This window comes from Pedobacter sp. MC2016-24 (assembly GCF_015223055.1).
In the GTDB taxonomy this organism is placed as follows: Bacteria; Bacteroidota; Bacteroidia; order Sphingobacteriales; family Sphingobacteriaceae; genus Pedobacter.
On the sequence record NZ_JADFBX010000004.1, the window covers coordinates 247,568 to 260,881 of the forward strand.

Sequence of the window (13,314 nt, forward strand, 5' to 3'; positions counted from 1 at the left end):
CACTTATACAATTTATATATGAAAACCATGAAAATAAGATGGACAGGCCTCGCCCTGGCCTGTTTTTTACCTGCATTGGGAATGGCACAGTCTGCATTTACCATTTCCGGAAAAATTGGGAAGCTAAACGCACCCGCTAAAATATATTACAGCTATTATTTGTACGACAAGCAAAAAATGGTGAGAGATTCTGTAGCCTTAAAAAATGGTACTTTCAGGTTGAAAGGAATCCAGGTTAAAGAACCATTAACGGTAGAAATGGTTTTGAGTCATGATGGCGCCAATTTGTCTACACTCATGAACAGATCCTTTAAAATGGATGAAACCCTGGACCATATGGATAAACTCAGTATTTATGTAGAGCATGGAAATCAGGTAATTACTGCTGCAGATTCCATCTCCAAATCCGTAATTTCACCTTCAAAAATCGAGTTGGAAAGACGCTTTTTTGCCAGTTTTATAAAAAAATCAAAAGATAAAATGCAGGCTTTAAATGAGGAATGGACAAACCTTTCTAAGGCAAAGCAAAAAGGGGAGATCATTGACCAGTCGCGCTACATGCAAACATTATATGCACTGTTTGATGCGGAAAAGGAATACACTGGACAATGCATTGATTTCGCTAAAAAATACCCTTCAAAATATTACGCAGGAGTAGCATTAAGATCTGTGTTTACCGGAGCTGATGGACGTTCAGGGAGGATAGAAGATGAACGGCTTTATCAAGATGCGCAGGATGTTAAAGTGGCTTACGCCGGACTGACGCCGGCCATTAAAAAACTACGTCCGGCCGAAGCTGTTAAATTCAGCTATACTGAAATTCTGGAAGCAAAACGGGCAAATGTAAAAGCTACAAACTTTGTACAACATACGGCAGATGGCAAAGCTGTTGGTTTGAATGATTACAGGGGCAAATATGTATTTGTCGATTTTTGGGCTTCCTGGTGCGGGCCATGCCGTGGTGAAAATCCAAATGTATTGAGGGCGTATCATATGTATAAGCCTGCGGGACTGGAAATACTTGGGGTTTCTTTTGATGATAAAAAAGAGGCCTGGTTAAAAGCTGTTGAAGAGGATGGCATGCCCTGGACACAAATCAGTGCATTGAAGGGTTTTGAAAATGAAGCTGCGAAGATTTATAACATTCAGGGTATTCCTTCAAGTTTGCTGATCAGTCCTGAAGGTAAAATTATCGCTTACAACCTCAGAGGTCAAAATCTGGAAAAGAAACTTGCAGAGATTTTTAAAAAATAATTGCCAGCTTGTATGATACATTCGTCATAATTTCGGAATGATGAATGTATCATACAAGCTGTTATGTTACACCGAATATTGTACAAGCAGATCCTTCAATTCCTTCAAAAACAATGGTTTTTTCAACAACCGGATCACAAACGGATTGGCCTGTGCCCGTTGAATATCCCCAAAATCCAGGGTAGAGGAGAGGATCGCAACCAAACATTTATCTGTAAACTGGGTTGGCAGTTTCTTATATCTTTCTAAAAAATCAAAACCATCCATGTCTGGCATCTGAATATCCAGTAAAATAAAATCTGGCAGAAGGCTTTCGTTATTTAAATTTTGGTGGATATAGGTAAGTCCTGATTCTGCCGATTGGCAAAGCACTATTTCTTCAAATAATTTAGAAATTTCAATGATTTTAGAATTGATTTTTAAGTCAACTTCATTGTCATCGATTAACAATACTGTCTTCTTTTTACTTAGCATTTGGGATGGTTATTTTAAAAGTAGTGCCCTCAGCAAGATCTGAACTCACAGCAATTTTTCCATTAATTTTATTCAAGGCTTCCTTCACAATGAATAGCCCTAATCCACTACCATGATTAACTTTACTTTTGAAAAACTGGGTGAATATTTTTTCGAGATGCTCATTGAGTATCCCCATACCATTGTCACTGATCGAGATTTCTGCTTCCGCTGGATTCACAGCGATGGTGATGTCCACTCTTTTATCTGTAGCGCCCTCTTTCTGATATTTAATTGCATTGGAAATCAGATTTCCCAAAATAACCTCGATCCTGAAAACATCTCCAAAAAATGGTTCTGATTGATCTATCGTTACATTAAACCTGGTCTCTTTATCACTATAAGAATACAGATCAATAAGCTCTCTGACCAGTTTACGGAATTCAATGGGTGTATGTTCAGAAATAGTTTTGTTGTTTTTGTAATACTGTAGCGTTTTTTGGATGTAATAATCCAGCTTATTGGAACAAGTTTCAATAAGGCCCCAGTATTCTCCACTGGATTCGAATAAGGATTCCATTTTTACCAGGTTGACAATTCCCATGACAGACACCAATGGCGCCCTGAGTTCATGTGAAATGCTGTAAATGAACCTGTTTAGCTCATCGTTTGTTTTTTCCAGTTCTGCAACTTTATTTCTGAGATCTATTTTTGCTTTATACGCATCGTATGCGTTTTTTATCGAATTGTGTAACTCCAGATCATTCCAGGGTTTCGTAATGTAACGGTAAATATCCCCATGATTAATCGCATCGGCTAACGCTTCAATATCGGTATAACCTGTAAGCAGGATACGTACCGGATCAGGAAAGGAATACGTAATACTCTTAAAAAATTCTACACCAGTAATGCCTGGCATTTTTTGATCGGCCAGAATAACATGAATAGAAATATTTTCTAATATTTTTAAACCATCAGCCGCAGATATTGCTGTATAGATTTCATACTGCCGTCTGAAACTAGCCTTAAAAGCATGCAGGTTATTCTCCTCATCATCAATGTAAAGAACGCGTACAAGTGGTGTATTCATGGCTTAGGCGGTTTTTAATTTACCGGTAAGGTAATAATAAATTCTGTTCCAACATTAATTTTTGAGATAACATCTATATGTCCATGATGATTTTCTATAATTCTGAAAACAATCGACAAACCCAAACCGGTTCCCTCACCAATGTCTTTTGTCGTAAAAAACGGTTCAAATATTTTTTGTTTAACTTCATCCGACATCCCCGTTCCAGAGTCTTTTATGCTAATTTTCACCTGATTATCTTCAAACCACGTTTTAATGGCTAATGTTCCAATCTCATTTTTTGGTTCCTTTGTTTTGATTGCATGAATCGCGTTGGTAATCAGGTTCATAAATACCTGGTTGATTTTTCCAGGCATACACTCTACGTTTGGAATATTGCCAAATTCTTTGATCAGGTTCATGTTGTCCGGAAAAGTGTTTCGAACCAGGACTAAAGTAGAGGCCAGGCCTTCGTTCAAATCCACCGCTTTGGTGTCATTCTCGTCCAGCCTGCTAAAGTTTTTAAGGCTTCGGATGATTTCGGCAGTTCGCTTGGCACCCTCACTGATTCCTGAAAGTAGGGATTGAATCTCGTCTCTCACAAAGGGTAGATCGATCTGTCTTTTATAGGCATCAATTTTACTGATCTGAGGCCCCAGCTCTGCAGTAAGATCCAGCTTTTCGTACATGTGTATCAGGTTGTTCAGGTCATTGATGTCCAGCTCAAGCGGCTTGATGTTAGAGGTTACAAAATTGATCGGGTTGTTGATCTCATGGGCAATCCCTGCGGTAAGCTGACCAAGTCCGGCCATTTTTTCTGCATCCACCAACTGCGACTGTGCTTCTTTCAGGTTGTCCATCGCTTCGTTTAAGTTCTGGTTGGTTTCTTCCAAAGCCTCGGTACGCTCTTTCACTTTCTGTTCAAGCATCACATTTTGCTCCCTTACAATTCTTTCATTTTCATGTAAGGCTTTTAAAGTTTCTTCCTGTGAACGCTCTTTTTCCTGTTTAAAGATGTTGATCTTATCAGCAAGTGCAAAAGACAGCAGTGTTACTTCAGCTGCCGATCCAAATAGGATTGAATATGCCGTAAATGTATTGTATGGTAATATTCCGTAATCTTTCAGCACATAAATTACAATCCCAATCATTAAGGATGACCAGCCAATCAAATAGTACTTGGCCTCTGCATAACCCTTTTTGTACAGGTATACAGAGATGCCTAAAATCGCGATAGCAACAATAGGTTGCGTAAGCAGGATCTGATTGAACGTAAAGGAGTAAATACCCAATAAACTGGTTACGATAAATACCAGATAGATCACCTGGAAAAATCTCAGCAAGATTAAGATTTTCGGGGCTATCTTTTTAATGTGCATAAACTCAATGAGGAACTGAACGCCCACAATGCTGACCAGGCAAGTGAAAATGAAAACACTGTAATTGCCAAACCAGGGCCAGTTAGGCCACAAATATTTGTACGTAAATCCGATTAATGAGGCTTGCGTTAATCCAATAAAAAAGGTGTGTAATACGTAGTAAAGATAACTCAGATCCTTAACACTATAATACACAAATAAATTATACAGGAACATCACGATAATAATGCCGCAGTAAATCCCAAACCATAAGGTCTGGTTTGAAACTTCAGCTGTAAGCTTTTCCTCGTGGATAATTCTGATCGGCAAGAGAATTTGTTTGTGACTTCTTACTTTCATGTAAAAAGTCTTGGTATCCCCAGGCTTTAAATCAAGCTTGAAAAGGAAGTTCACACTCTGTTCGTAGATGCGCGCTGAAAACGGGAATTTCTCCCCCTGTTTAATGACATGATATTTACTGGCTTGATGATCTATCGGGGAATATAGGTATGCTTCCTCCAGCAGCGGCTGGATCACCTCAAGCAGATTGTTGACTTGTGGACCATTATTTTTAATGGTGAACCTGAGCCAGAATGTAGATTTTGATACCTGGAAATTAACAATCTCTTTGTCAAAAGACATGTATTTTTTTGACCTGATCACCTCATCAAAACTGAAATTGTTCTCTTTATCTTCCAGATAAGAGATGTAAGTGCCAATCAATTTAGGATCATATTTTTTTTCAATGGTCAGTACCGGCGTATTGGAATACCCCAATTTGCTGACTAAACTCAAAATCAGAATAAATACAAATCTCCATAGCAGATTACCACCACCGGAAGAGATCAAATTTTTAAGTCGCATCATGATAACTTCAGGTTGTAATTTATTTCAAAGGTGTTTTTTGCATTAGATTCTACCCTTGTCAATAACGGATCTTCCCTTAATTTAAAAATAATCTCCTGCTCATTAGGGAGTGCCAATGGTAAACCCACTACATCTTTAACGATGATACTGGTTGCAATCAAATCAATTTTAGGATAAATGAATGTGCCCTCATTACCTATTGATTTTTCAATCTCAAATCCTTTTTCAACACTGATACGGAGCGTATGAGGCGCGCAAAGTGCAAATAAAGTAGACAATTTGAGCTCCGGTATAATACTGATCCCAGCCCTCATTAATATATAGCTGCCGATTCCCCAGCCTGCCGTAGTTTTAGAGTTCCATAAGCCACAAAGTTCAGCTGTTCCACCTTCACGGTAACCATCAATCAATTTGTACACATTTTTATCTACGAGCGCTACAGCATCTTCCATAGGAAGTCTGGTTTTTCCATCAGCAATGTGTATCCTGATGCCACCAACTGTTTCGCCAGTCTCTTCAATTTCTGCAATAATTACATAAACTGCCGGGTTGTAAAACCAGTCTGTACTTGAAGAAGTTACTTTTGTTACCCCATAATCAAGCAGTACTTTGGCATGCCCTTCAGCAAATTTCTCACAAGAGCCTAAATCATCAATAGCCCTGAATAACCTTAATTTTAACATCTACCTTCCTGGATTAATGTTTAGTGAAGAAAAGCTTGTCTATTGATCTTCTCAATGCCCGTTTATCCGGTGTTCCTGAAGTTGTTAACCTGAAAACAAAAACAGGATACCTGTTGCTTTCAAGAGCTAATATATTGGAGAACTTTTGACTGATGTCTTTCATTTCTTGTCTTTCATAATTGTTAAACTCTGATTCTTCTGACAAGAACAGTTCATTCATAAATACGATCTGAGAAATTGGTTGAAAAGAAATGGAGCGGTAATTTGCTTCCAACCAAACGCGCTCAAGCGCCCTTCCGCCTTGTAAAAAATCCAGGGGTTCATGACCATTCATGCTAATCACCCCAATTGATGAAGCATTAAGAACGGATTCATTGGAAATCTTTTTGAATCCATGGCCTTGTTCCATCTTTCTCAAAAAATCAATTGCTTTTGGATCTTTGGCTATGGTCAACGCGGCCAGTTCACTAGGTTTCATATTGAGTGTGCCTACATCCAAACCGTCTCCGCTTTCTTCAATTTCTTCCTGACTAAATCTCAATTCTTTTACAAAAGTATCGTAATGTCCCCTTGGATGTAAAAAACGCAGGCGTTCGGTATTTGTTAAGATTTCTGCAAACTGGTGCAGTTCTGCTTCCTCATCAAAGATGTGGAGTTTTGCATTTGGGATAGTTGACACAATGGATTGTAAGGCCGCTGTATCGTCATCGCCGATCAGTTTCCGTTCGGTTACATTCCTGTTCGTCAGCCTGGTGCCAATGATAGGAGCGAGGTAAACGATTTCATTTTTTTTCGGCTGCTCGTCAAAGGAAAGTACCGCAATTAGCCGATGGTCATCCTGTATTGGCAGCAAATGTTCAGTAACTGTTAAGCCCAGGTCATTCGATACAATCTGGATGTTTTCAAGCATTGCACCGAAACCAATGTACGAGCCCAGATTGTTATAATCGAGTAAAGAGTAAGAGTAATGAATATCATGGAAAATGAAAAGCCTGTTATCCTGATATAAAAATTTCCAGGGCTGCGCATTTCCACCGGAAGGAGCGAGCATTGCCGCCTGAATAATTTTCTCTAACTTTTCTTCCGCAATTTTATGCGATACACCTTCAGGTAAATATTTAGCCGATAGCTTTTCAAGATCAGTAAGTGTCAGTTCCGCAGGTCCGTCATATTGATGTGTCTCCGCATTTGTTTTACGATCTGAGATCATATCTTCAAAGTCGATATAATACCGTCCGGAATCATGATACTGGTCCAGTAAAATCCGACGAGATACATCTGTCGTCAACGCTCCACCCAATACTACTGATGAAGCCAACTGAGGCCAGGTATTGATGGATTGTTCCACTTCAAGCATAGATGCTTTCAGGCGCGTCGAAATCTGTTCCGCACCAATCATCTTCAGGATATAAGGGATTTTCTCCTCGTTGCTCAGATCTTTGATGTTTTCAGGATCCAGTCCATCTGCCAGGCCATGTAGGATCGGGCGATCAGGTTCCAGATCAAAACGTTCTACGTCCAGCATTCCACGGTCGTTGGTATCCATCACTACAGGAATACCAAGTGATTTCGCTTTGAAACGGCTTTCTATTTTGATGTCGAGTCCATCGCAAACTTCTATCAACAGATCAAGTTTGCCGTCTGCTGTAAAAAACTGGTCAATATTATCTTTTGTTAATCCGTCATTAAATATTTTGACAGTTAAAAATGGATCAATTTCTGCAATTTCCCGTGCAGCAATGACCGTTTTGCTGAGGCCTAAATTGTGAATTCCTGTGCGAAGACGATTCAGATTACTCAACTCAGCCGTATCAAAATCTGCAAGGCGTAGCTCTCCGCAGGTACGTTCCATGGCAATGGTCAATGCGATTGACTGCCCTACAGATAAACCTACAATTCCAATTTTCTTTTGATTTAAAAGATCTTGCTCTTCACGGGTTATTTTATATCGGTTTCTATTGGTTCTGACTTCAATAAACTCTTCTTTGTCGAGCGCATGTACAAGTCTGTTTAACCATGGGTAATAAATCCAAACCCCGTATTCCTGTAAATTATTATTGTTCAGGTGTTGTATTTTTAGCTGGTCAAGCGTCGCGCGGTTGGGTTTTTTAATTTCCGGATGCTTTGATTTTACCAGGTCATCCAGTTGCGTGCTAATCTGATCGCAGATGATGATGTCAGGTTTCTGCCTAAGCAATTCCTGCAGGCTATTTTTATCTTCTTCCAGGTAAATTCTAAAAAATAACGGTGCTGCAAATGAGCGGTCCGTTGTTGTTTGATTTTCAAGTAATAACATCTTATGAATGATGGAAATTAAGCCCTATTGTTTCATTTCTATTGAAACAAAAATAGCTATATTTAACGTATTATTGTTGTTTATAGTTGTATTTAATCACTTTTGTATAGTTTTACGATTTATTCTGTAAAAACCAGCTGAGGTAGATGTGAACAGCATTGTAAGATTAGCAATTGTACAACTGACTTTTGTTTGCCTTAAGTCAAATTATACAGAAAATAATAGCCGGAAAAACTTTTTAATAACGAAAAGATTTCTTAAATTAATAAAAGCAATATATTTAGAAAACAAAACGCAACGGAGAATAAAATGGATCCAAACCTTTCAATAAATGTTTTATACGTAGATGATGAAGTACATAATCTAAACTCTTTTAAGGCAGGTTTCAGGAGACTGTTTAACGTTTTTACTGCGGAATCTGCGATGGAAGGACGTAAAATTCTGGAAACTGAAATGATTCACATCATCATTACCGATCAAAGGATGCCCGTGATGACGGGTATAGAATTCCTGGAATCTATTATTCCTTTTTTTCCAGATCCCATTAGAATTTTATTAACGGGATACGCTGATATCAATGCCGTAATTGATGCCATCAATAAAGGACAGGTGTATAAATATGTTCAAAAGCCCTGGATGGACGAAGATTTGAGAATAAATATAGAAAAAGCATTCGAAATTTATTCTTTGAGAAGAGACAACAAAGAATTGACAGAAAAATTATTACAGGCAAATCAACAACTAGAATTTTTATTACGACAAAATCTACTATCTTAGATATCCTAAAGGGTATCTAGGTGTATGTATAAATGGGCTTTATTAATTTGGGCGCTCTTGTTCTTCCCATTTATTAATGATGTGGAAGCTCAGAATATTTCTAACGAAGGCACAGATTTCTGGGCTGTGTTTCCTACACACGACCCTTCCAGAAATGGCAATAATCCACCCAGGCTTGCCAATATCAAAATATATGTAACGTCAAAAAATGCAGATACCGTGAGGGTAAGGGTAAGCTGCGGTACGTATACTGAAGAACAAGTTATCCAGCCAAATGTAGCAACTGCTTTTGATGTTCCCCGGAGCTCAGCCTACATTGCTACTGAAGAACGCAATTCATCTGTATCAAACCGTGCCATCCATGTTGTTTCGGTAGATGGACATAGTAAAGTTGCTGTTTATGAACACATCTATGCCGGCGCAAGATCTGCAGCTTCATTGATCCTGCCAACGGAGTCTCTTGGTCAAAAATACTATTCCATGAACTATACCCAGGACCCCGGACCTGGAGAAGTGAGTCAGAACTTCCTGGTGCTTGTCGCCACAGAAGCCAATACCGTAATCCGCCTGCATAAAGGGACTGTTGTGCAACAGATTTCATTGGCTCAGGCCGGAGATGTTTATGAATATTTTCCGGATGCCAAAGAAGACCTTACCGGAACTTTTGTCGACATAGATCCTGCTTTACCCGAAAACTGCAGTAAGCGTTTTGCCGCATTTTCCGGTAGCACATCCATCGGTATCGGGTGTACCAATTCACGCGACCCGCTTTTTCAGCAGCTTTATCCAACCATTAGCTGGGGCACCAAATATGCCGTCATTCCTTTCTTCGAGCGGAAATACATTGTTCGGGTTATGGCCGAAAAGGACGGGACCAACGTAAGTTTCAATGGGCAGCGTGTCGCTGTTCTGGGAGCCGGTGAATATTATACCAGTACTGAGCTTGTCGACCCGGCATTTATCACTGCGGATAAAAAGATCAGCGTTGCCCAGTATTCATTGACTCAAAACTGTTCATCTGCCAGTAATGTCGCCAAAAAAGGAGACCCGGAAATGGTGATGTTAAACCCGGTAGAATTTAACATCAAATCCGTCACACTGTTCTCTTCCACGCTGGAAGCGATTAGTGAAAGATACATCAATGTTTGTATTAAAACTACCGCTGCCCCGAGTTTTAAAATTAATGGTTTAGCACCTGCAAATGGCACCTGGACGGTGATCCCCTCCAATCCGGAATATGCCTACATTCAGGTTAGAATCACAGCGACCAGCTCTATTTTAACCGCAAGTGATGGGTTTAATGCCATTGCCTATGGTTTTGGGGATGTTGAATCCTATGGTTATTCTGCAGGTACCAACCTGGCGGCAAATAATTACCTGTTGGTCAAAGATAAACTGACCAATAACGAATCTGCAAATGCCTGTCTGGATCAACCCTCGGATTTTAAGATATCCTTGCCTTATAAGGCATTGAAAATTGTATGGAAACTCGACGATGAAGCGGCAATAGAAAATACCCCGCCACCAGACTCTTTGGTTACCGCTACTGGTAAAGTTTATACTTACTTATTCCCTCGTAACATTACCTTTCATGATCTGACACCTCACAAAATGATTGTGAATGCACAGATGCCGAATTCAGAAAATTGTTTGGGTGGCGATATCGAGTATACCTTTAATTTTGATGTATATCCAATTCCAACGGGTAGCTTCCTGGTTGATCAGGATATTTGTGCAGATACTGATGTCCAGTTTACCGATACAAGTGAATCGAATATACCCAATAAACCGGTAAATAAATGGCTCTGGGATTTTGGTGATGGTACCACCTCTACGGAACAAAATCCTAAACATGCGTACAGTACTTCAGGAATTAAAACCGTTCACTTATCAGCGGGGCTTGACGATGGCTGTATGTCTGATCCGGTGGCTGTAACGATATCTGTCAGACCTAAGATTATTCCAAAATTTAATGCAGTTGACACGGCCTGTGTAAATGAGGTGATTAATTTTACGGATCAGTCGAGGGTAGAAGTTGTTGTTCCTCCAGTATCAGTATCAATAGCATCAAGGGAATGGGACTTTGGCGACGGCTCACCCGTTTCCACTTTAGAGCGTCCTACACATAAATTCACTACCGCCGGAACGTACCAGGTCAAATTGATTGTAAAAGCAGATAACGGCTGTGTGAGTTTACCATTTATCCAATCTATTAAAATCAATGCATTGCCACAAACTGCTTTCCAGCTTCCTGTGGTTTGCGTGAGTGATGATCCTGCGCAGTTTAAAAACCTGACGCCAGGGGCTGACCTTGCCGGATCAGGTTTACACTTTGTCTGGAATTTCGGAGATACCGAAGTAACCAATCCGGTAAACAACACGTCTACCCAGGTTCATGGCACACACCAGTACACCAGGGCCGGAACTTACCGGGTCATTCTGACCGCAATAAATGCCAGTGGTTGTACATTGTCCGACACTTTGCAATTGGTGGTAAATAGTTCTGAAATCACACCCAGTTTTGATGTCCCTGAACAAGATAACCTATGCAGCCGCAACAAAATTAAAGTAACCGACAACAGCAGCATCACGATTGGTAAGATCATCAAATTAAAATGGTTTATCGATGATGCTGAATACCTGACTGTAGATAACCCTGTTGCTGGTACAAGCTACGAACTGGCTTACCCGACGTTTACAGATGTGCTGCAAAAAAACGTAACCATTAAACTGGTTGCCTATTCTGGCTTAAAATGTTTGGAGCCATTAACTAAGGAAGTTACAATTTATGCTTCTCCAATTGTTCATTTCGCTGAAATGCGACCAATTTGTCTGAACGCCGGAACGATCCGGATTTTGCAGGGAACGGAAACAGTTGGTGTTGATGGCACTTTTGAATATAGTGGGGTGGGCATTACGCCTGAAGGAATTTTTGATCCAATGGTTGCCGGAGTTGGTACCCATGACATTACCTATACCTATACAGCGCATGGCTGTTCGGATAGTAAAACCATGCCCATCACCGTAACTCCATTGCCTGAGGTTGTGACTGATGCGGATGTATACTTGCTTGAAGGCGGTGAAAAACAGATTGCTGCTTATGCAACGGGGAGTAATATAAGGTTTAAATGGACACCTGCAGCAGGACTGGATCGTGATGATGTTTTAAATCCCAAAGTTAAGGTTGATGAAGATACCAATTACCTGCTTACCATTACCTCAGACGATGGATGCAGCATCACGAAAAAGATTACAGTCCACATCAAATCGATCGTGGTTGCCAATGCTTTTAGTCCAAATGGCGATGGCATCAATGATACCTGGGGCATCAAATACATAGAAACTTATCCCAATGTAACGGTTGATGTGTTTAACCGGTATGGAATCCTTGTTTTCTCCAGCCGTGGTTACGCTACACAATTTGATGGAAATTACCAGGGAAATCCCTTACCTGTTGGAACTTATTATTATATGATCTCTCCGAATAACGGTAGAAAAAAAATCACGGGCTCATTAACGCTAATTAGATAGATGAAACGCATCACATACCTCATATGTTTCATGGTAAGTGCGCTTAGCCTGAAAGCGCAACAGCGGCCCCAGTATACCCAATACATTTTCAACAATTACTTACTCAATCCGGCGCTGAGCGGAATAGAAAACTATACGGATGTTAAAATGGGCTTCAGGAAACAGTGGGCTGGAATTGAGAATGCACCTAAGACTTCATTTATAACCGCCAACTGGAAATTAGGTGACGATTATCTATGGAAAAATGCGCTTTCCCTGGCAGAACCCAATGAGGATCCGATGAGTCGCAATTACATGCAAAATTATACAGCCTCACCTCCGCATCATGGCCTTGGTCTTGTTGCAGTATATGATCAGCAGGGGCCAATTTCGAGGTTGGATGTGGGTTTAACGTATGCCTATCATTTGAAACTGGCAGGTGCACTCAATTTGTCTTTAGGTGTTTCCGCCGGGATGAGCAGGGTGGGGCTGGATGTTGATGCCTTAACTTTTGAAGATACATTTCAAATCGATCCGGCTGTAAAAGACATTAGAAGTCAGCTTAAACCTGATTTGGGAATTGGATTCTGGTTATACGGTGCACGCTTTTTTGCGGGGGCATCCATGCAGCAGGTTATTCCGCAAAAGCTGTCTTTTACCAGCGATGCCAATTATAATTTAGGTAAAGAGGTGCCTCATTTTTTCATCACCGCAGGTTACAAGCTGTTTCTCGATGATGAAATTAACCTGGTTCCTTCCATTATGGTCAAAAAAGTTAGCCCCACACCACTTTCTATTGATATGAACCTGAAAATGTCTATTAAAGATCGCTTTTGGGTGGGGGGAAGTTACCGTCGTGACGATTCCTTTTCTGCAATGGCCGGTGTAAACATCAGTAAATTGTTAAACCTGACTTATGCCTATGATTTTACCACTTCTGATTTGAATAAAGTGAGTAACGGCAGCCACGAGATTGTGCTCGGGCTGCAGTTAAATAATGTTTATGAAGTGTTTAGCGGGCAAAAAATGTGGTAATGCCGTCAACAA

Annotated in this window: 9 protein-coding genes; 4 read left to right on the forward strand and 5 right to left on the reverse strand. The window is 40.2% G+C overall.

What is annotated here, in order from left to right; all coding sequences use genetic code 11:
- Nucleotides 1–27: 27 nt before the first annotated feature.
- Nucleotides 28–1,254: a TlpA disulfide reductase family protein gene (locus tag IM797_RS12020; protein ID WP_194127376.1), complete on the forward strand. Its 1,227-nt coding sequence runs from the start codon at nt 28–30 to the stop codon at nt 1,252–1,254.
- Between the two features lie 66 nt (nt 1,255–1,320).
- On the opposite strand, the gene IM797_RS12025 is transcribed toward IM797_RS12020, so the two are convergent.
- Genes IM797_RS12025 through IM797_RS12045 form a run of 5 tightly spaced genes read right to left on the reverse strand, consistent with a single transcriptional unit; the run spans nt 1,321 to nt 7,980 of the window.
- Nucleotides 1,321–1,728 carry a response regulator gene (locus IM797_RS12025; RefSeq protein ID WP_194127377.1) on the reverse strand — a complete coding sequence of 136 codons (408 nt, stop codon included), beginning with the start codon at nt 1,726–1,728 and terminating at the stop codon, nt 1,321–1,323.
- Nucleotides 1,718–2,797 (reverse strand): hybrid sensor histidine kinase/response regulator, encoded by a 1,080-nt coding sequence (locus IM797_RS12030; RefSeq protein ID WP_194127378.1) that lies wholly within the window; start codon nt 2,795–2,797, stop codon nt 1,718–1,720. The genes IM797_RS12025 and IM797_RS12030 overlap by 11 nt, the downstream gene beginning before the upstream one ends.
- Nucleotides 2,798–2,811: 14 nt before the next feature.
- Nucleotides 2,812–5,001, reverse strand: coding sequence for a 7TM diverse intracellular signaling domain-containing protein (locus IM797_RS12035; RefSeq protein ID WP_194127379.1), 2,190 nt, complete (start codon nt 4,999–5,001; stop codon nt 2,812–2,814).
- On the reverse strand, nt 4,998–5,684 hold the full coding sequence (locus tag IM797_RS12040) for a hypothetical protein (protein WP_194127380.1): 687 nt from the start codon (nt 5,682–5,684) through the stop codon (nt 4,998–5,000). Before IM797_RS12040 ends, IM797_RS12035 begins: the two co-directional genes overlap by 4 nt.
- Nucleotides 5,685–5,697: 13 nt before the next feature.
- A complete protein-coding gene (locus IM797_RS12045; RefSeq protein ID WP_194127381.1) occupies nt 5,698–7,980 on the reverse strand; it encodes an Rv1355c family protein in 2,283 nt (760 codons plus the stop codon).
- Nucleotides 7,981–8,289: 309 nt separating this feature from the next.
- Between IM797_RS12045 and IM797_RS12050 the strand changes: the two genes are divergently transcribed.
- The 3 genes from IM797_RS12050 to IM797_RS12060 are packed head-to-tail and all read left to right on the forward strand — an operon-like array spanning nt 8,290 to nt 13,302.
- The gene (locus IM797_RS12050) at nt 8,290–8,757 is read left to right on the forward strand and encodes a response regulator (RefSeq protein ID WP_194127382.1); all 468 of its coding nucleotides are present in this window, start codon (nt 8,290–8,292) and stop codon (nt 8,755–8,757) included.
- A 57-nt stretch (nt 8,758–8,814) separates the two neighbouring features.
- The gene (locus tag IM797_RS12055) at nt 8,815–12,288 is read left to right on the forward strand and encodes a PKD domain-containing protein (protein ID WP_194127383.1); all 3,474 of its coding nucleotides are present in this window, start codon (nt 8,815–8,817) and stop codon (nt 12,286–12,288) included.
- Entirely contained in the window at nt 12,289–13,302 is a 1,014-nt protein-coding gene (locus IM797_RS12060; RefSeq protein WP_194127384.1) for a type IX secretion system membrane protein PorP/SprF, read from the forward strand.
- Nucleotides 13,303–13,314: the final 12 nt, after the last annotated feature.